15 protein-coding genes and 1 tRNA gene are annotated in these 17667 nt (G+C 64.9%); 12 read left to right on the top strand and 4 right to left on the bottom strand.

All coding sequences use genetic code 11. The features are described 5' to 3' along the window. Window positions 1-25: 25 nt before the first annotated feature. Window positions 26-1330, bottom strand: a complete 1305-nt coding sequence (gene thrC / locus B047_RS0101485) for a threonine synthase (protein ID WP_018465192.1) — start codon at window positions 1328-1330, stop codon at window positions 26-28. Between the two features lie 2 nt (window positions 1331-1332). After that, window positions 1333-2346, bottom strand: coding sequence for a homoserine dehydrogenase (locus tag B047_RS0101480; protein WP_018465191.1), 1014 nt, complete (start codon window positions 2344-2346; stop codon window positions 1333-1335). Window positions 2347-2363: 17 nt separating this feature from the next. Between B047_RS0101480 and queG the strand changes: the two genes are divergently transcribed. After that, entirely contained in the window at window positions 2364-3509 is a 1146-nt protein-coding gene (gene queG / locus B047_RS0101475) for a tRNA epoxyqueuosine(34) reductase QueG (protein ID WP_018465190.1), read from the top strand. On the opposite strand, the gene B047_RS0101470 is transcribed toward queG, so the two are convergent. Continuing rightward, window positions 3497-4204: a metallophosphoesterase family protein gene (locus B047_RS0101470; protein WP_018465189.1), complete on the bottom strand. Its 708-nt coding sequence runs from the start codon at window positions 4202-4204 to the stop codon at window positions 3497-3499. The genes queG and B047_RS0101470 overlap by 13 nt on opposite strands. Before the next feature lie 93 nt (window positions 4205-4297). On the opposite strand from B047_RS0101470, the gene lnt reads away from it, so the two are divergent. The 10 genes from lnt (at window position 4298) to B047_RS0101420 (ending at window position 15864) form a co-directional block, all read left to right on the top strand. After that, window positions 4298-5632: an apolipoprotein N-acyltransferase gene (gene lnt, locus B047_RS0101465; protein ID WP_018465188.1), complete on the top strand. Its 1335-nt coding sequence runs from the start codon at window positions 4298-4300 to the stop codon at window positions 5630-5632. A gap of 30 nt (window positions 5633-5662) precedes the next feature. Beyond that, window positions 5663-5748, top strand: a tRNA-Leu gene (locus tag B047_RS0101460). 37 nt (window positions 5749-5785) lie between these two features. Next, entirely contained in the window at window positions 5786-6016 is a 231-nt protein-coding gene (gene secG, locus B047_RS0101455; RefSeq protein ID WP_018465187.1) for a preprotein translocase subunit SecG, read from the top strand. A 211-nt stretch (window positions 6017-6227) separates the two neighbouring features. After that, window positions 6228-7955: an ABC transporter substrate-binding protein gene (locus B047_RS0101450; RefSeq protein WP_026234479.1), complete on the top strand. Its 1728-nt coding sequence runs from the start codon at window positions 6228-6230 to the stop codon at window positions 7953-7955. Between the two features lie 51 nt (window positions 7956-8006). Further along, on the top strand, window positions 8007-9008 hold the full coding sequence (locus B047_RS0101445; RefSeq protein ID WP_018465185.1) for an ABC transporter permease: 1002 nt from the start codon (window positions 8007-8009) through the stop codon (window positions 9006-9008). A gap of 8 nt (window positions 9009-9016) precedes the next feature. Beyond that, the gene (locus B047_RS0101440; protein WP_018465184.1) at window positions 9017-10402 is read left to right on the top strand and encodes an ABC transporter permease; all 1386 of its coding nucleotides are present in this window, start codon (window positions 9017-9019) and stop codon (window positions 10400-10402) included. Between the two features lie 177 nt (window positions 10403-10579). Further along, on the top strand, window positions 10580-11608 hold the full coding sequence (locus B047_RS0101435; protein WP_018465183.1) for an ABC transporter ATP-binding protein: 1029 nt from the start codon (window positions 10580-10582) through the stop codon (window positions 11606-11608). Further along, a complete protein-coding gene (locus tag B047_RS0101430; protein ID WP_018465182.1) occupies window positions 11605-12606 on the top strand; it encodes an ABC transporter ATP-binding protein in 1002 nt (333 codons plus the stop codon). The genes B047_RS0101435 and B047_RS0101430 overlap by 4 nt, the downstream gene beginning before the upstream one ends. Before the next feature lie 125 nt (window positions 12607-12731). After that, window positions 12732-13943, top strand: a complete 1212-nt coding sequence (locus B047_RS0101425; RefSeq protein ID WP_018465181.1) for a DUF4139 domain-containing protein — start codon at window positions 12732-12734, stop codon at window positions 13941-13943. Window positions 13944-14001: 58 nt separating this feature from the next. Next, window positions 14002-15864 (top strand): S9 family peptidase, encoded by a 1863-nt coding sequence (locus tag B047_RS0101420; protein WP_018465180.1) that lies wholly within the window; start codon window positions 14002-14004, stop codon window positions 15862-15864. 84 nt (window positions 15865-15948) lie between these two features. Here the strand turns inward: B047_RS0101420 and B047_RS0101415 are convergent, their stop codons facing one another. Beyond that, the gene (locus B047_RS0101415) at window positions 15949-16170 is read right to left on the bottom strand and encodes a hypothetical protein (protein ID WP_018465179.1); all 222 of its coding nucleotides are present in this window, start codon (window positions 16168-16170) and stop codon (window positions 15949-15951) included. Between the two features lie 189 nt (window positions 16171-16359). Between B047_RS0101415 and murA the strand changes: the two genes are divergently transcribed. Then, window positions 16360-17637: a UDP-N-acetylglucosamine 1-carboxyvinyltransferase gene (gene murA / locus B047_RS0101410; RefSeq protein WP_018465178.1), complete on the top strand. Its 1278-nt coding sequence runs from the start codon at window positions 16360-16362 to the stop codon at window positions 17635-17637. Window positions 17638-17667: the final 30 nt, after the last annotated feature.

Here is a 17667-nt window from a genome sequence, read left to right as displayed (position 1 = left end):
CCCGCGGCGTCTAGTACCCCGCATCTCAACTCAGCAACACCTGCCTGAGCGCTTGCAGCGAGGGTTCGACGGTCGTCACCTGGGTCTCCCGCTGCCACAGCGTCTCGAGCGCTTCCTCCTTGGGTACGGCGATGCCCAGGGCGCTGGATACAGCGTCGGGGAACTTGGCGGGGTGGGCGCAGGCCAGCGTGATAAGCGGGGTGCGGTCGCCGGTCTGGGCGCGGTAGCGGGCCAGGGCCTCCAGGCCCACCGCGGTGTGGGGGCAGGCCAGGTAGCCGTAGGTCCGGTGGGTCTCGCGCATGCGCTCGAGGGTGGCCTCGTCTGAGACGGTGGTGCCCCAGAACCACGCCCGCATGCGCTCGGGGCCGAGCAGGTGTAGCAGGCGCTCGAAGTTGCTGGGTGAGCCCACGTCCATGGCGTTGGAGACGGTGGCGATGGTGGGGTGGAACTCGTAGGCTTCCACCTTGCCAGCCAGGAAGTCGGGGAAGAAGTGGTTGGCGTTGTGGGCGGCGAGGAAGCGGTGCACGGGCTGGCCCATCAAAGCGGCCAGAACCCCGCCGGTGAGGTTGCCCAGATTGCCACTGGGAACGCAGAAGTTCACCTGGTTTGGATCGAGGCCGCGCTGCGCAAGCTGCCGGACGGCCCAGAGGTAGTACAGCGATTGCGGCAGCAGCCGCCCGATGTTGATGGAGTTGGCGCTGCTGAGGGGCAGGTGGGCCAGTTCGCGGTCTACAAAGGCTTCCTTGACCATGCGCTGGCAGTCGTCGAAGCTGCCCCGCACCGCCAGCGCCCGCACGCCGGGTCGGCGCACGATGAGCTGGCGCTCCTGCACGTCGCTGACCTTGCCCAGCGGGTAGAGCAGCACCACCTCGATGTTGTCTTGGCCGGCGAAGCCGTCGGCCACGGCGCTGCCGGTGTCGCCGGAGGTGGCGACCAGGATGATGCGCCGCTCGCCGCGCTGGCGCAGAAAGTGCTGCATCAGGCGCGCCATGGTGCGGGCTGCGAAGTCCTTGAAGGAGAGGGTGGGACCGTGGAAGAGCTCGAGCACGAAGAGGTCTTCGCTGAGCTGTACTAGGGGGCAGGGGAAGTCGAGGGCGTCGTGCAGGATAGACTCGAGCGCGCTCAGGGGGACCTCAGGCTCGAGCCAGCGGCGCAGGACGCTTACCCCGAGTTCGGGCAGGGAGTCGGCGCTCAGCCAGTTGGTGGGGTCGAGGGATGGAATGCCGTCGGGGACGTACAAACCCCCATCGGGGGCCAGGCCCTTGAGCAGGGCATCCTCGAAACGCACAGGGGTCTTGCGGGGGTCGCGGGTGCTGTGGTAGCGGATCATCTTCAGGCTTCTTCCAGCGCCTCAACCCGAGTACCGGGCAGGGGCAGGGCATTGGGGATGGGCAGGTGGCCGGGCTGGCCCGCCACCAGGCGGTAGAGGTCCCCCAGCACGGCACTGGCGGTGACGTGACCGCCCGCCCCCGCGCCGGAGAACACCAGCTCGCCCGCCTCTTGGGTGCGGCAGAGCAGGGCGTTGCGCACGCTGCCCATGAGGGCCAGGGGGTGGTTAGCGGGCAGGCGCACCGGGCGCACCTTGCCCACCCAGCGCCCGCCTTCGGGGAAGAGGCTTGCGACCAGCCGGATCACCTGGCCGTTGGCGCGAGCTTCGTTGAGCAATTCGGGGGTGAGGTGCTCGATGCCGCGGGTGTTGGCCCGGACCTCCTCCCAGGCGAAGTCGGGGTCTACGGTGAGCCTCGAGAGCACCGTGAGCTTGTGGGCCGCGTCGAAACCGCCCACGTCGAGCGTGGGGTCAGCCTCGGCGTAGCCCTTGTCCTGGGCTTCCTTGAGGGCCTGGGGGTAGGGGATGCCCGCCTCGAGGCGGTTCAGGATGTAGTTGCAGGTGCCGTTGAGGATGCCGTGCAGCTCGAGCAGGCGGTTTCCCCACAGGCTCTGTAGTGCGCCGATTACCGGGGTTCCGGCCATCACGCTGGCTTCGTAGTACAAGAGGCCATCCTCGGCATAGCCCCTCAGCTCGCGCCAGCGCTCGGCCAGCAGGGCCTTGTTGGCGGTGATCACCGGGGTGTCGGCCTCGAGGGCTCTCAGCACCAAGTCTCCTGCTAGCTTGCTTCCTCCCATCACCTCGATCAGCACGTCGGCCTCGGCTACAGCGCCGGGATCGGTGGTCAGCAGGTGAGGGGGGATGCCGGGGCGGGGTTTGCCGGCGTCGCGCACCAGCACCGAGACCAGCTCGGGCCGGTAGCCGAGGGCCTCGAGGCGCTTTTGGTGAGCCTCCAGCAACTCGACCAGGGAACCACCCACGGTTCCAGCACCCAAGAGGGCTATGCGTAGCGTCTCCACGGGGGGATTATATCGGTGTGGATGTCCGGGATGCCCTGGAGGGCTACGCGCGCGAACAGGGTCTGCTCAGCGCCTGGGCCGCGCTCGAGCTGCCCGAGCGCATACGGCGGCGTTACCGGGATTGGATCGAACAGGGGGGCCACGCCGGGATGGATTACCTGGGTCGGCGGCTGGAGGAGCGGCTCGAGCCCTCCCGTCGCTTCGCCTGGGCGCGCAGCGTTCTGGTGTTGGCTGCCGCGCACGCCTACCCCGACCCCGGCCTCCCCGATGGCGGCCTGCGGCTGGGGCGGGTGGCCCGCTACGCTTGGGTGCGCGATTACCACGAACTGCTCCGGCCCCACCTGGCCGCGCTGGAAAGCCTGGCCCGGCAGTCCGGCGTTCAGGCTAAAGGCTATGTCGATCACGGGCCGCTGTCCGAGCGCAGCTATGCTGCTTTGGGTGGGTTGGGCTGGATCGGCAAGAACGGCATGTGGATGCGGATGGAGGAAGGCAGCTACCTGACGCTGGCCGTCTTGCTCACCGAGCTCGAGGCCCCACCCGCCTCGCTTCACCCCAACCGCTGCGGTCGCTGCGCCCGCTGCCATCGCGCCTGCCCGACCCAGGCTCTGCCCGGTGATGGCACCCTGGACGCCCGGCGCTGCATCAGCTACTGGACCATCGAGCACCGGGGGCCGATCCCACAGGCGCTGTGGGCTGGCATGGGCGATTGGCTGCTGGGTTGCGACGTCTGCCAGGAGGTGTGCCCCTGGAACCGCAGGGCCGCGCTCTTCTGGCGGGGCTTTACCCCCGAGCCCGAGTTGGCCCACCCCGACCTGTGGGCTTTCCTGGAGCTCTCGAGCCGGGCTTTCGCCCGCCGCTTCGAGGGCACGGTGTACACGCGCCCAGGCCGCGCTGCGCTGGCCCGCAATGCGCTCATCGTGCTCTTTAACACGGGGGATGACGCCTACTTGCCCTACTTCCGCCGTGCACTGCAGGACGTCAACCCGGTGGTCCGGGCCACGGCGGCGGCGGCGATGGTGCGCCTGGGAAGGGCCGCCGAGGCCGAAGCTGCCCTGCGCGATCCCAGCGCGACGGTGGCGAGCTACGTGCGGGAGGCGCTGGAAGGGATGCCGGACACGGGCCACACCCTACTGAAGGTTGACCGCGCCCCTCACCCCGGATAACGCCCCAGCCGGATTACCTCGGCCACGATGGGCGGCAGCTCCCAGGCGGTGAGGTCGAAGATGACCTGGCCGAAGTCGTAGGGCACCTTGAGGAAGCGGATGTTGAGCCGGCCCTCGAGGTCTTCTTCCAGGATCAACACGTCGGCACCGGGTTCACCGCCAAGGGTCAGGCCCACCGAACCCGGGTCGATCACCAGGCCGTCGCCTACGCGCCGATAGAAGGGGATGTGTCGCCCGGCGAACACGCCCCAGCGGGTGCGCAGCTTGCCGAACACCTCCAGGATGTCACGCACGTTGGCCTCGGTGTCGAGCTTGGCCTCCGGGTCGTCGGGGAGGCCGTGCAGTGCGGTGAGGCGGCCCCCTTTGAGCTCGATGCGTTGGCGGGGGCGCAGGCTGCGCAGGAATTGCAGCTCCCGCTTGCTGAGCTGTTCGCTGGTCCAGGCCAGGATCGAGTCGGCGACACCCTCGCGCTGCATGCCCATCATGGCGAAGGCCACCTTGAGGTCGGCAGAACCAGGGACGCAGGGAATGCCTTCTTTGTCGAGCCGACGCAGCACCTGGCGGGGATGGGGCCCGTAACCTACCAGATCCCCCACCGCCCACACCTGATCTACGCTTTCGTGGCGCGCGGCCTGCAAAGCGGCCTCGAGCGCGGGCAGGTTGGCGTGTATCTCGGCGAGGATGGCCAGACGCATCGCTGTACATTTTTCCATGAATCGCTTTTGGCGGTACGGTTATTCACAGGGGTGCCACGCAACTCACGAGGGGGGCTGGGTATACTTCAAGCCGTGCGCTTCGTCGCGGCTGGCCTGGCCTTAGCCCTTACCCTCCCCCCGTTCCCTTTGGGTTTCCTAGCCCCTGTGCCCCTGGCTTTTTTCCTACTTCAGGGGGGTTTTAGGGTGGGTTTTCTGGCGGGGCTGGGCTTCTGGGCTTTGCATCTGATCTGGCTGCCGCAGAGCTTTACCCTCAATTTTGGACCCTGGGGGGCAGTGCCCTTCATCCCTTTGATCCTGGTCAAGGCTGCGCTGTGGGGGCTTGTGTTTGGCTTCACCGTGCGGCGGCCCCTGGCCAGGGTGGGCGGCTGGCTGCTGTTGGACTACTGGACCACCCTCACCGAGGTCAAGTTCCCCTGGGGCTTCCTGGGCTACAGCATGGTCGATGCGCCAGGGCGGGTACTGGGGGCGCTGGGCGGGGTATTCCTGCTGACTTTGATCGTGCTGTTGATGGCCTGGGCCATCGCCCGCAGGCAGTACTGGGCCCTAGCGGCCTGGGCTTTTTTCTGGGTCATGCCCTTGCCCGTTCAGCAGCCCGATCACCAGGCCCTGCTGGTGCAGGGTAACGTAGACCCGCTGCGTAAGCGGATGGGCCTGCCCGACGACGAGCTTTACCTGCGCCTGACCCAACGGGGCCTGGCCGAGTATCCCGAGGCCCGCCTGGTGGTGTGGCCAGAGACGGCGGTTTACCAGTTCCCCCAGGGTCTCGAGGCCGTTCTGGGCTGGCGCGACCTGGTGGCCGGCTTCAACGACGGACCGGCCAATGAGATGCGCCTGTGGCGCGAAGGGCGGGTGGTCGCTACCCATCTCAAGACCCGCCTTACCCCCTTTGGGGAAGCCTACCCCTGGCGCAGGGCCTTGGATGGGGTCTACAACTTTTTCGCGGAGGCCTTCTTTGGGCCAGGCAGCCACTTTGGGGATCGGGAGGCGGGGCAGCGCCCGGTGGTGCTCGAGCGCTACGGAGCCTACATCTGCTACGAGTCGGTGTTCCCTGCTGTGGCCCGCGACCTGGTGGGCCAGGGCGCCCAGGTGCTGGTGCTGGGCACCAACGACGCCTGGTTCGGCCCCAGCTTCGGGGCCGAGCAGCACTTTCAGATGGGCCGGATGCGGGCAGTGGAGACCGGGCGCTGGCTGCTCAGGGTGGGCAACGATGGGGTGACGGCCTCGGTTGACCCCTGGGGGCGGGTGGTGAAACGCCTGCAGCAGCACGTCGAGGGGGTTTTACTCGCCCCTTACGCGCTGCGCGAGGGCCAGACCCTCTACGTTCGCCTGGGGGACTGGGTTGTCGCGCTGGCGGCGGTGCTAATGGCTATTGGCTTGCGCATGCGGCCAAGAATGCGTATCATCTGAAGTCGCTGGGCTTGTGGGCCGAGCCAATACGCCGGGATGGCGGAATCGGTAGACGCACTCGACTCAAAATCGAGCGGTTAACAGCCATGGGGGTTCGAGTCCCCCTCCCGGCACCAGAATGAGCGAGGCCCCTGGGCTCGATGGAGGAAGCTAGTGGAAATCTTGCATACCCTGTTCGTCATCGGCTACGTGCTGATAGCCGCCCTTTTGGTCTATCTGGTGCTCAACCAGGAGCCCAAAACCACCGGGGCGGGCGATCTGCTGGGCGGAAGCGGCGACCTGTTTAGCGCCAGGGGAGTCACCGGTGGGCTTTACCGGCTGACCGTGGTGCTGGGGGCAGTTTTTGTCCTAGGTGCGCTGGTCTTGGGAATTTGGAGAATTTGATCGGGAACGCTCTGTGAGAGGGGGTGCCCACGGGCACCCCCTTTTCTCCACCAAAAGGTGGATCAAGCCCTCATTCTGCCAACCGAGCCTGTGGCCGCACAGCCTTGACATACGGCAGCCAGGCCGATAGCGTTGAACCAAGTCCAATCCCTTGCGCCTTACTCAAGTCATGGTGCTTGGGTTTTTTTGGACTGTCGCTTTGGAGGCTCAGATGAGAAGAATCCTGGTGCTAAGCATGCTGGCTTTAGCGGGGTTGGCCCTGGCCCAGCCCAAGGTGTTCAAGGGGGTAGAAGCGGGCAAGGCGGGTGGCAATTACCGCGTCACCGCCATCTCCGATCCCCGCACCTTCAACCCCTTTGTGGCGCGGGAAACCTCGTCTACGGACGTCATAGGGCTCTTCCTACCCTACCTGACTGGCTACAATCCCTACGACCTCAAGCCCGAGGGCTACCTGGCTCAGTCCTGGGAAGTGCGCAATAACGGCCTGACCGTGATCTTCAAGCTGCGTCAGGGGGCTAAGTGGTCTGACGGGCAGCCCATCGACGCCGACGACGTGATCTTCAGCGCCACCGCCCACGCCGACCCCAAGGTCAACTCCAACTCGCGCAGCAGCTTTATCCTGGATGGTCAGCCCATCAAGTGGAGCAAGGTGGATCAGTACACCGTGCGGGCCGACTTCCCCAAGCCCTACGCCCCGTCCCTGATCCAGGGCTGGTACATCGCGCCCGAGCACATCTTCGGTGAGGCCTACAAAGCGGGCAAGATCGCTGAATTGTGGACCCTCGATACTCCCGTCAACCGCATCATCTCGGGCGGCCCCTTCATGCTCGAGTCCTACTCCAAGGGCGAGCGCGTGGTGCTCAGACGCAACCCCAACTACTGGGGGGTGGACGACAAGAACAGCCCGGTAGCCTACCTCGAGCGCTACACCTTCACCACCGTCTCCGACCTCAACGCCTCGCTGGCCAAGTTCCTGGCGGGTGAGTCCGACCTGTACGCCGCCGCCAACGCCGACCAGGTAGCCCAGATCCTCGAGCGCATCCGCTCGGGCGGCCTCAAGGGCGAGATCTTCCCCAACGCCGACGTGACCACGGGCACCAACTTCATCGTCTTCAACTGGAACCACAAGGATGCCAACAAGGCCAAGCTCTTCCGCCAGGTGAAGTTCCGTCGGGCCATGGCCCACCTGATGGACAAGAAGTCCATGATCGAGGTGGCCCTGGGCGGCTTGGGCCAACCCCAGTGGAGCCCCATCTCCATTCCCGTAAAGCAGTTCTTCACCGACGACGTGGCCAAGTACGACTACAGCCCACAGAAAGCCGCCGCGCTGCTGGCCGAGCTGGGCTTCCGCAAGAAGAACGCCCAAGGCTTCTTGGTCGACGCTGCGGGCAAGGTGCTGGAGTTCAACCTCGTCACCAACCAGGGCAACAACATCCGCGAGAAGATCGCCCAGATCTTTGCCGAAGACGCTCGGAAAATCGGCATTAAGGTCAACTACCGTCCCATCGACTTCAACGAGCTCGTGCGCCAGCTCACCCAGCCCGCCGCCGACGGCACCCGCGACTTTGACGCTATCCTCATCGGCCTGACCGGCGGCATCGAGCCGGCCTTTAGCCGCAACGTCTGGCAGCTCAACGGCAGCCTGCACGCTTGGAACCTGGGCGTGGGCGGTCAGGCCCCCAAGCAGATTGAGTCCTTCGAGGTGCTCATCGATAAGCTGATGACCCAGGGGGCCACCACCCTCGACCCGGCCAAGCGCCGCGAGATCTACGTGCAGTTCCAGAAGGTGGTGGCGGAGAATGTGCCGCTGATCTACACGGTGGCTCCGGCTTACAACCCGGCCCGCAACGCCCGTATCGGTGGCTTGTTCCCTAAGGGGCAGATCAACTCCATCGTGGGCCAGTACCCCTACATCGAGACGGTGTTCGCCAAGGAGTAGCCCTCCTTCGGCGCGGGGGGCGGCAGGTGCCGCCCCCCAAAGCCTAGAGCCATGTGGAACTACATCGCCCGCCGTCTTTTGCAACTCATCCCTACCTTCGTAGGGGCTACGATCCTGGCTTTTGTGATCATTCAGATTGCCCCAGGAGACGCGATTACCCGCTTTGAGCTCGATCCAACGGTCGACCGCGAGCAGATCGAGCGCTTGCGGCAGCAGTTCGGCCTCGATCAGCCCATCCCTGCGCAGTACGCCAAGTGGCTCAGCGGTGTGCTCTTCCACGGCTATCTGGGGATTTCGTTGGACTACCGTTCGGACGTGTGGAGCGTCATCCGGCAGCCCATCCTCAACTCGATGGTGCTGGTGGGGCTCTCCACGTTGCTGATCTACCTCGTGGCCATTCCCATCGGGGTCTACTCCGCCGTGCGTAAGTACTCCCTGGGAGACCGCACCCTGACCTTCCTGGCCTTCTTCGGCCTGGCCATCCCCAACTTCTTCTTCGCGCTCATCATGCTCTACTTCGCCATCTGGGTCAACGATCACGCGGGGATGAGGCTTCTGCCCATCGGGGGTATGACCGATCAGTTCTTGGGCGGGGTGCCCCGGCAGGAGGCCCCCTGGATCGCCCGCACACTCGACGTGTTGTGGCACTCGATCCTGCCGGTCATCGTGGTGGCGACTTCGGGCATGGCCGGCTTGGTGCGCATCATGCGGGGGCAGATGCTCGAGGTGCTCTCGCAGGACTACGTGCGCACCGCGCGGGCCAAGGGGGTCGCTGAGCGCATGGTGATCTACAAGCATGCCCTGCGCAACGCGGTGATCCCTCTGGTGGCGGGGATCGGGGGGCTGCTGCCTGGCCTCATCGGTGGGGCGGGATTGGTAGAGGTGGTGATGGCCTGGCCCGGCATCACGCCGGCCTTCTTGCAAGCGGTCTCGGCTATCGACATCTACGTGATCATGGGACTCATCACCATCAGCACCTTTCTGCTCATCGTCGGCAACCTGCTCTCCGATCTGCTCTTGGCCTGGGTAGACCCCAGGATTCGCTATAACTAGGGGCGGCCATGACGCGCAAGATCGAAGCTAGATCGCAAGGAGCGCTTCAGAGCCGCAGCTTCTTCCAGGAGGCCTGGATCCGTTTTCGCCGCCACCCTTTAGCCCGTTTGGGTGGTGGGGTGCTGCTGGTGCTGTACCTAGGTGCCCTCTTCGCCGACTTCCTGGCGCCCTACCCGGAGACCAAGAGTTTTCGCGAGCTCACTTTTTCTCCGCCCACGGTGGTTCACTGGCGTGATGAGAACGGCCGGTTGACCCGCCCTTACGTCTGCACCGTCGAGCGTAAACGCAACCTCGAGACCTTCAAGCTCGAGTTCGTCCAGGACTGTACTCAGAAGTACACCATCTACTTCTTTGTCCAGGGCGAGCCTTACAGGTTCTTAGGTTTCATCCCCGCCAATCTGCGCCTGATGGGCGGGGAGTGGTTGCAAAACGAGCAGGCCCACCTGTTCCTGTGGGGCACCGATGACTTTGGTCGCGACCTGTGGGGGCGCATCTGGTACGGAGCGCGGGTAAGCCTCACCATAGGCATCTTCGCCACTGCGCTGGCCCTGTTGATCGGGGTGTTCATGGGCAGCCTCTCGGGCTTTTTCGCCGGGAAGCCCTTGACGCTGAGCATCGGGCTGCTCAACCCCGCCTACCGGGAGTTCGTCTCCAGGAACCCCTTGCCCAGCTTGCTCAAGACCCTCCTGTGGCTGGCTTTGTGGGGGGGGCTGGCCTGGCTGGTGTGGGTCATGCTCAGCGGCTTCTGGGCCACCACCCGTGGTTTTGAGGCCGTGGTCTTCGGGATTGTGGGAGTGGGTATTCTCCTGGCGATTGCCTACGCCATCCTCTTCCCCCTGATCAAGATCGATCTCGACACCCTCATCATGCGCACGACCGAGATCCTGGCGGCCATCCCCGACTTGTTCCTGCTCATCACCCTCTCGGTGCTCATCCCCCAGGGGATCCCCCCGGCCATGCGTTTTTACCTGGTGGTCTGCATCCTCTCCTTCGTCAACTGGGGTGGTTTGGCCCGGGTCATGCGCGGGCAAATCCTCCAGCTTCGGGAGATGGAATACGCCCAGGCCGCTCAGGCTATGGGGGCCTCGGATAGTCGGGTGATCGCCTTGCACATTCTGCCCGGAACCTTCACCTTCCTCATCGTCAGCGTTACCCTGGCCATCCCCGGCTTCATCCTGGCGGAGTCGGGCCTGTCGTTCATCGGGCTGGGTATTCAGGAGCCGGCTTCCTCCTGGGGCCTGCTGCTCTCCAAGGCCCAGGCCCAGGGCATCACTGCCTTCGTGGACCGCCCCTGGCTGCTGATCCCTGGTCTGTTCATCTTCATCGCCATCCTCTCCTTCAACTTCATGGGCGATGGTCTGCGAGATGCGCTCGATCCCAGGGCCAAACGCTAGCACCTTAGCGATTACCCCTCTGCCTTGTGGTGGAGGGGTGATCGGATGCTCGGTGGATGCTACGGCTGGAAAAAGCCTTGTTTATGGGCTTCAGGCTTTATTTTTGCTCCACCATGGCGTATAACCTATGCAGAGTTCCATGCGGTAGAATGCCGCTGTTACACTCAAGGAGTTCGGATGGACGAAAAAAGGCTGCTCGAGGTCAAGGACCTGAAGGTCCACTTCTTCACCGATGACGGCGTGGTCAAAGCCGTAGATGGCGTTTCCTTCCACATCGACAAGGGCGAGACCCTGGCCGTGGTGGGCGAGTCGGGCTCGGGCAAGAGCGTGACCAGTCTGGCCATCATGCGCCTGATCCCCAACCCGCCCGGGCGCATCGTGGGCGGGGAGATGCTGTTTCGGGGGAAGGATGGGCAGGTCAAGGACCTGGCCAAGCAAGACGAGGCCGCCATGCGCAAGATCCGTGGCAACGACATCGCCATGATCTTTCAGGAGCCCATGACTTCTTTGAACCCCGTATATACCGTGGGCGACCAGATCGCCGAGGCTATCATGCTGCACCAGGGCAAGAGCAGGAGGGAAGCCCTCGAGCTCTCCGCCGAGATGCTCGACCTGGTGGGCATCCCCGAGCCTCGCAAGCGCCTGTCCAACTACCCCCACCAGATGTCGGGCGGGATGCGCCAGCGGGTCATGATCGCCATGGCCCTCTCCTGCAACCCCTCCCTCCTCATCGCCGACGAGCCCACCACCGCGCTCGACGTGACCATCCAGGCGCAGATCCTCGAGCTGATGTACAAGCTGCAAGAAGAGATCGGCATGAGCATTCTGTTCATCACCCACAACCTGGGCGTGGTGGCCGAGATGGCCGACCGGGTAGTGGTGATGTACGCGGGGCGGGCGGTGGAAGAAGCCGACGTGACGGCTACTTTCAAGCGCTCCAAGCACCCTTACACCATGGGCCTGCTCAACTCAGTCCCCCGCTTAGACCTGGCCGCCGAGCACCGCCAACGCCTGGAAGCCATTCCCGGCAACGTGCCCAACCCCTTGCACCTGCCCGCGGGCTGCGCTTTCCATCCCCGCTGCAAGTACTTCCAGGAGGGTCGCTGCGATACCGATATCCCGGTGCTGCAGGATACCGGCGGCGGGCATATGGTGCGCTGCGTGCGCTGGGCCGAGATTCAGGCTGAACTGGGGGTGAGGGCATGAGCGTGCCGACTCCCACTGCCGTCGCCACCAGCCTGGTCGAGGTGCAAAACCTGAAGAAGTGGTTCCCCATCCGCGGCGGCATCCTGAGCCGGGTGGTGGCCAACGTCAAGGCCGTCAACGACGTGAGCTTCGACGTGAAGAAGGGGGAGGTGCTGGGCCTGGTGGGCGAATCGGGCTCGGGCAAGACCACCGTAGGCCGCACCATCTTGCGCCTGATCGAGCCCACCTCCGGCACGATCAAGTTCGACGGCCACGACATCACCCACCTGCCCAAACCCCAACTGCGGGCCTACCGCCGGAAGATGCAGATCATCTTCCAGGACCCCTTCGCCTCCTTGAACCCCCGCATGACGGTGGGGGACATCATCGCTGAGCCGCTGGTGATCCACAACCTCGAGGGCTCTGCCCAGGCCCGCACCGAGCGGGTGGCCGAGCTCCTGCAGATGGTGGGCCTCAACCCCGACCACATCCGCCGCTACCCCCACGAGTTCTCCGGAGGACAGCGCCAGCGCATCGGCATCGCCCGCGCCCTGGCGGTGCGCCCCGAGTTCATCGTGGCCGACGAGCCGGTCTCGGCGCTGGACGTGTCGATCCAGGCCCAGGTGGTCAACCTCTTGCAAGACCTCAAGGAGCAGCTGGGCCTGACCGTGCTCTTCATCGCCCACGACCTGGCGGTGGTGGAATACATCTCCGATCGCATCGCGGTGATGTACCTGGGCAAGGTGATGGAGCTGGCGACCTCCAAAGACCTCTACCGCTCACCCAAACACCCCTACACCGAGGCCCTGCTCTCGGCCATCCCCGTGCCCGATCCCACCGTCAAGCGCGAGCGCATCGTGCTGCAGGGCGATATTCCCAGCCCCATCAACCCCCCCTCGGGCTGCGTGTTCCGCACCCGCTGCCGCTACGCCATCAAGGAGTGCGCCGAGGTGGTGCCCGAGCTGCGCGAAGTCGCGCCCGGCCACTTCAAGGCCTGCATCCGCGACGACATCCTGTAAAGCTCATTGGCCGATACGCAAGACGCTGTGTGGGGCGGGCTCGAGCCCGCCCCACACTTTGCTTTGGGGCTGAAACTCGGAAGCTTTCTCATCGGGTCTTACTGCTGAGGTGTTTTACTTAGCTCATGAAAAAGCAGCTATTGGCCGCGCTGGCGCTGGCCCTTGGGGTAGCCGTCGCGCAGGAAGCCACCGTCTACCGCGCTTTCGCCGAGGTGCGCCTGCCGGTGACGCTACCGGCAGGTAGCTGGACCTGGGAACCTTCGCAGGTCGTGTTGCGCAACCTGATCGCGGGAACCCTCGAGCTCGGCGGCGTAGAGGAACTCTCCCGCCAGGTGCAGCTATTGCCTCAGAGCAGCCCCCTGGCCGCGTACAGGGGCAAGAGGGTGCAGTTCTACTGGGAGGGGCGGTGGCGCGAGGCCACCGTGCTAGACCCCGACCGCCCGATCTTCGAGTACGAGGGTCGCTACCTCACCGCCCTGCCCGGCCTCATCGCCTATCCCGATCCCGACGGCTTGCGGCCTGGGCCTGCGGCCCGCGTCAGCTTCAGCTACCGGGGTAGTGGCCCGGCCTCTTTGAGCTACCTCAGCCGGGGGCTCACCTGGAAGCTTTACTACACCCTCGAGGGAAGCAACCTTACCGGCTGGGCCGCCCTGGAAAACAATCTGGGGCAGGTGCTGGAGTTCAAACAACTCGAGCTCGTCGCCGGCAGCGTGCCGGTGCTCGAGGGCGGCTTCGACCAGCCGGTTCCGAGCACCCTCGAGTCGCGTGCGGCGGCGCTAGAGAAGGCCGGGGCGGAGTTCGTGGGCGAAGTCGGGGGCACTTACCGCTACCGGCTGCCTGGCGCGCTCACCCTCCAGCCCGGACAGACCGAATTGCCCTTCCTTCAGGCCAGGGTGCAGCCTACTTATATCTGGCGCTGGCAGTCGGGCTTTAGCAGCGCCCCCGAGATCCGCTTCGAGCGCGGTTATCGCTTCGCGGCCCCCGAGAATTTGGCAGGCGGATTGGTCAGCGTTCGTGACCGGGGTGTGTTCGTGGGCCAGTCCTTTGTGCAGGAGACCGCCAAGGGCGGCCCGGTAACCCTCTCGCTGGGCCCCGACCCCGAGGGCAGGGCCCAGCGCAGGATCGAGGTGCTGGCGCAAAACCGCTTCCGGGTGAGCACCACGGTTAAGAACCCCAAGCAATATGGCCTCGAGGTGGAGTTGAGCGAGTCCTTCCCCCAACCCTTTACCCTCGAAATCAGCGGTGCCGAGCGCACCCCTGAGGGCTACCGGGCCCGCTTCACCCTGGCCCCAGGGGCCAGCCGGGTGCTGACCTACACGGTCACCTTGCCGCGCTGAGGCAGAGACGAAGGGCGTTTTGCGGCGATGTGGGACGTATTTGCCTTAGATTGATACCGTGCAGCCCGACATCCTCTACCAACTGCGCTTCATCTCCAACCTGAGCGAAGGCCCTCTGGGCAGGCCGCTGTTCGTGCTCACCGATATCGAGCGCTCCGAAGGCGATAAGGAGCCGCCCAAATATCGCCCCCGCCTGGCCATGTGGGACGGCGGCCTCAAGATCCTGACCCAAGGGGAGGCCCGCAACCCGCAGTGGAAGGGTGAGTACTACTACTTCACCCGCAAGGTGGATAAGGCCAACCAGCTCTTCCGGCTTCCCGTGAACGGGGGAGAGGCCGAGCAGATCACCTGGTTCAAAGCGGGCGTAAGCGGCTACAAGCTGAGCCCGGACGGCTCGAAGATTGCCCTGCTAAGCGCGGGCGACCGCGAGCCACCCAAGGCCGACCAGCCCAGGAGCTTCGAGTCCTGGCCCTTCAAATTCGAGCAGCGGGGGCTTTTGGAGGACACCCCAGCGGCTTTGTGGTTGTGGGAGGGAGGCAGCCTGCGGCAACTGCATCAGCCGCCTCTGGAGATCAGCGAGCTGGCTTGGAGTCCCGATGGCCAGAAGCTTTATTTCGTGTCCTCGAGCAACCTTCGCGAGCGCCTGGAGGGCAAGCAGCGGGTCTACACCCTCGACCTGCAGGGGCGGGTGCAGGAGTGCTTCGGTGGAGAAGGGCCGATCAGCGGCCTCGAGCCCACCCCCGACGGCAAGGGCCTGGTCTACCTCACCCACGCCTATGAGCGTGGCCTCGCCACCGATGCCCGCCTGACCTACCGGCCCCTGGAGGGCGAGCCTAGGACGCTGGCCCAGGGCAATTTCACCAACAGTATCAACTCCGATTGCCGCTATGGCACCTATGCCCAGACCCCCAAGTTCGGTCCCGACGGTCTGATCTACCTCGTAGAGACCAAGGAGGGTCACGCCCGGCTGCGCAGGGTATCGCTGGAAGGTGAGGTCGGCAAGGTTCATGGCGTGGGGGAAAGCGTGCTGGCCTTTGCCTTCTGCGGACGCGAGCTTTACACCCTCACCGAAGCCGCCACCCTCCCTCCGCGCCTGAGCCGTCCTGGGGAGGTGCTGTTTGACCCCAACGCCGAGGTCCCGCTCTCCCTGAGCAATCCCGAGCCAGTGGTTTACCGTGCGCCTGAGGGCCATCCGGTGCCCGGTTGGGTGCTCCTGCCCGAGGGCGAAGGCCCCCACCCGGTGATCCTCTACATTCACGGTGGTCCCCACACTGCCTTTGGCAGCGCGGTGATGCTGGCCCACCACCTCTTCCGCGAGGCGGGGTTCGCCGTGGCCTACTGCAACCCCAGGGGCTCGAGCAGCTATGGCGAGGCCTTCGCCGACTTGGGACACCAATGGGGGGAGATCGACCAGGCCGACCTGCTGGGCTTCCTGGATACGGTGCTGGAGCGCTTCCCTCAACTCGACCGCGCTCGAGTCGGGGTGGCGGGCGGCAGCTATGGCGGCTACATGACCAATTGGCTCACCGCCCGGGTGCCCGAGCGCTTCAAGGCTGCCGTCACCGACCGCAGCATCTGCAACTGGACCAGCTTCTTCGGCGCTTCTGACATCGGGCCGCGCTTCGTGCAGCTTCAGCTTGGCGCCAGCGTGTGGGAGCGGCCCGAGGTGCTGTGGGCCAAGAGCCCCCTGAGCCTGGTGCATAATGTGAGAACCCCTACCCTGGTGGTGCACTCCGAACAGGATCACCGCTGTCCCATCGACCAGGGCGAGACCTGGTATACCGCTCTGCTGCACCGGGGCATCCCTACCCGCTTCTTCCGCTGCCCCGAAGAGGGTCACGAGCTTTCCCGCTCAGGTCGTCCCGACCGCCGAGTGGCCCGCCTCGAGGCCTATTTGGATTGGTGGCGGCAGCATCTGTAGCGCGGGGGCGTTGAGCCGTCAGCGTGTGGCTGGTGATCTGCCGAGGGTCAAAAGTCAAGATGGGGGGCGTACGTCCTACGCCCCCTAGCTTTCCTCTTCCTCGGGCTCGAGGTTTTTGAGCAGTTCCTCCAGGCTGGCCTTGCCCTCTTCCAGGTCCTGGGCGATTTTCTGGATCGCCAGGCGCACCACTTCCGACTTGGAGACCAGGCGCTCAGGGTTGGAGAGTTCATAGGCAGCCTTGGTCAGCAGCGCGTCCTGCTCGTCGCTGATGACCACCTGGAGCCTTTTTTTCTCTTTCTTTGCCATTGCGCTCCTGCTTGCACCCACGACCTTACTGCATCGAGGGCTTTCGTGGGTACTTAGCTCATCACGCGGCAGTGTAGCACAGTGCAGTAATGCTTGACAACGCAAAAAATACTCCATACACTCATATTGAGCATCATGTGTAACATGCTGCTAAATACATAAGCTCTAGGAATAGGGTGATCTATAGATATGGAACAGGCCATATGGGTGCGGGGCGGAACGCCGCTGGGCGGCGAGGTTCGGGTTTATCCGGCCAAGAACTCGGCGCTCAAGCTTATGGCGGCCAGCCTCCTGAGCGCCGATCCGATAACGCTGCTGGAAGTTCCACGCCTGCGCGATGTCGACGTCATGCTCGAGCTCTTGTCCCACCTGGGCACCCGCTATGCCTGGGAGGGTCGGACCCTGCACCTCCACACTCCCGAGATCATCAATACCGTGGCTCCTTATGAGCTCGTCAGCAAGATGCGGGCGAGCTTCAATCTGTTGGGAGCGCTGGTGGCCCGCGCCGGCGAGGGCACGGTTCCCCTGCCCGGTGGCTGCACTTTTGGTCCGCGTCCGGTAGACCAGCACCTCAAGGCCCTGCGGGCCCTTGGGGCTGAGGTCACCGAGGATTCCGGCTACTTCACCGCCCGCCGGGTGCGACCCCTGTCGGGCCGGGTGGTCTTCGACATGCCCACCCTCGGCGGTACCGAGCAGGCCCTGCTAGCAACGGCCCTCGGCGGCGAGGCCACCCTGATCCTGACCGCCCAGGAGCCCGAAATCGAAGACCTATGCCACTTCCTGGCGGCCATGGGGGCGGAGGTTCGGGGTATTGGCAGCAGCATCCTCCACATCAAGGGGGCGAAGCAGCTCAATGGGGTGAGCTACCGGATAATCCCTGACCGCCTCGAGGCGGCGACCTTCCTGTTGGCCGCAGCGGCTACCCGCGGCAGCATCACCCTCACCGACGTGGAGCCCCTGCACCTCGACGCTCTGCTGGACAAATTGGCCCAGGCCGGGCACCGCCTCGAGGTCGGCCCCGACTGGATTCGCCTCGAGGCCACCCCCGAACCCAAACCCTTCAACATCGAAGCCCGCGAGTACCCCGGCTTCGTCACCGACATGCAGCCGCTGGCGGTGGGCTATCTGGCTACGGCGCAGGGTAATGCGCTGGTCTCCGACCGCATCTACCCCGACCGCTTCACCAACGTTCCCGAGTTGCTGCGCATGGGCGCCGACCTGACCCTCAAGGACCGGGTGCTCTCGATCAACGGCAAGAAGTTGCACGGGGCCACGGTCAAGGCCGCCGACATCCGCGCTGGGGGTGGCTTGGTGATCGCGGCACTGGCTGCCGAAGGTGAGAGCCGCATCGAGGGAGTGCAATACCTCGAGCGCGGTTACGAGCAACTCCCCGAGCGCCTGCGCAGCCTGGGGGCTCACGTGGGCCTGGTTAGCGACGAGCCCATGCTGGCCATCGCCGCCGACTAAGGCTTTCTCGAAAGGAGGAGCGCCCGGGAA

This window comes from Calidithermus timidus DSM 17022 (assembly GCF_000373205.1).
In the GTDB taxonomy this organism is placed as follows: domain Bacteria; phylum Deinococcota; class Deinococci; order Deinococcales; family Thermaceae; genus Calidithermus; species Calidithermus timidus.
The sequence above is the reverse complement of the archived record's forward strand: the minus strand, read 5'-3'. Positions and strand labels throughout refer to the sequence as shown.

Excerpts from the sequence above, each read along its gene's own strand:
- thrC (WP_018465192.1), bottom strand. The coding sequence starts at position 1,330 with ATGATCCGCTACCACAGCACCCGCGACCCCCGCAAGACCCCTGTGCGT.
- B047_RS0101470 (WP_018465189.1), bottom strand. The coding sequence starts at position 4,204 with ATGCGTCTGGCCATCCTCGCCGAGATACACGCCAACCTGCCCGCGCTC.
- B047_RS0101450 (WP_026234479.1), top strand. The coding sequence starts at position 6,228 with ATGAGAAGAATCCTGGTGCTAAGCATGCTGGCTTTAGCGGGGTTGGCC.
- B047_RS0101445 (WP_018465185.1), top strand. The coding sequence starts at position 8,007 with ATGTGGAACTACATCGCCCGCCGTCTTTTGCAACTCATCCCTACCTTC.
- B047_RS0101440 (WP_018465184.1), top strand. The coding sequence starts at position 9,017 with ATGACGCGCAAGATCGAAGCTAGATCGCAAGGAGCGCTTCAGAGCCGC.
- B047_RS0101435 (WP_018465183.1), top strand. The coding sequence starts at position 10,580 with ATGGACGAAAAAAGGCTGCTCGAGGTCAAGGACCTGAAGGTCCACTTC.
- B047_RS0101430 (WP_018465182.1), top strand. The coding sequence starts at position 11,605 with ATGAGCGTGCCGACTCCCACTGCCGTCGCCACCAGCCTGGTCGAGGTG.
- B047_RS0101425 (WP_018465181.1), top strand. The coding sequence starts at position 12,732 with ATGAAAAAGCAGCTATTGGCCGCGCTGGCGCTGGCCCTTGGGGTAGCC.
- B047_RS0101415 (WP_018465179.1), bottom strand. The coding sequence starts at position 16,170 with ATGGCAAAGAAAGAGAAAAAAAGGCTCCAGGTGGTCATCAGCGACGAG.
- murA (WP_018465178.1), top strand. The coding sequence starts at position 16,360 with ATGGAACAGGCCATATGGGTGCGGGGCGGAACGCCGCTGGGCGGCGAG.